Raw genomic sequence first — 950 nt, forward strand, 5'->3', positions numbered from 1 at the left:
AGTAATTCAAGAGCATAATTTTATTTCTATGATGAGTTTTTTATTGAATTCAAAAGTAATTATGTCTAGTGCATTAGAAATTACAAGAGACTCTATTAGCAATCTACATATGAAAAAAGAAATAGAAAAATCTATAGAGAGACTGTACAGTGGGATTGATTTATCTAAGTCATTAGAAGAATCTGTATTTTTTTGATAATATATCATTATCTATATTAAAAGTAGGAGAGCGAGCTTCGTCGGTAGATAAAGTTATTAAATCTCTGAAAGATTATTATGAAAAGAAATTAGAAATGGATTCAAAGAAGTTTTTGTCATTAATAGAGCCGATCATCATTCTTATTTTATCTATTTTTGTTGGATTTGTTGTATTGTCTATAGCAATTCCTATGTTCGATGTTGTCAACTATATTGGTTAGGAGGTAGTTATGAAGAATTTAAAAAAGAAAAAGGGGTTTACATTGGTTGAATTAGTAGTTGTAATAGCCATACTTTTGATTTTAGTGGCAATAGCTATTCCTAGATTTACTAAATCAAATCTATCTGCACAAGCAGCAGCACACAATTTAAACGTAAAAGAATTAAAAAATGCTGCAGTAATGTATTCGATTGAAAATCCGGAATCGACTGGAGCAATAACTCAAGAAAATTTGACGCCTTATTTTGAAGGCAAGTTTCCTAAACCAGTTAAAGCACTTAAGAAAGACTCATTTAGTGTTTCTATAGATAAAAATGGTAATGTTACAGTTACTCCCGGAGAAGTAAAAATAGAAGGAGACCAATTAGTCTCAGTAGAAAAATGATAGTTATAATATTTATATTAGGAGCTATAGCAGGATCGGCTCTAGCTTGTTTCAATTATAGAAGGAATGACATAAAATCTTTTATATTTGGAAAATCTGAATGTGAAAGTTGTCATACAAAAATAAAGCCTTTTGAAAATATACCTA

The 950-nt window shown here is 29.1% G+C and carries 4 protein-coding genes; all 4 read left to right on the plus strand.

What is annotated here, in order from left to right; translation table 11 throughout:
• Positions 1-196 (plus strand): type II secretion system F family protein (locus HMPREF9129_RS10310; protein ID WP_040553310.1); only part of this gene is annotated, 196 nt, incomplete at its 5' end.
• Between the two features lie 16 nt (positions 197-212).
• Positions 213-419, plus strand: a complete 207-nt coding sequence (locus tag HMPREF9129_RS12880; RefSeq protein WP_370882814.1) for a type II secretion system F family protein — start codon at positions 213-215, stop codon at positions 417-419.
• A 9-nt stretch (positions 420-428) separates the two neighbouring features.
• On the plus strand, positions 429-803 hold the full coding sequence (locus HMPREF9129_RS10315; protein ID WP_004823560.1) for a type II secretion system protein: 375 nt from the start codon (positions 429-431) through the stop codon (positions 801-803).
• The coding region (locus HMPREF9129_RS12885) for a prepilin peptidase (protein ID WP_004823561.1) at positions 800-950 on the plus strand (151 nt) is incomplete at its 3' end. The genes HMPREF9129_RS10315 and HMPREF9129_RS12885, both read left to right, overlap by 4 nt.

Source organism: Peptoniphilus indolicus ATCC 29427, assembly GCF_000227315.1.
GTDB classification, from domain to species: Bacteria; Bacillota; Clostridia; order Tissierellales; family Peptoniphilaceae; genus Peptoniphilus; species Peptoniphilus indolicus.

Coding starts and splice junctions, on each gene's coding strand:
- HMPREF9129_RS10315 (WP_004823560.1), top strand. CDS start 429: ATGAAGAATTTAAAAAAGAAAAAGGGGTTTACATTGGTTGAATTAGTA.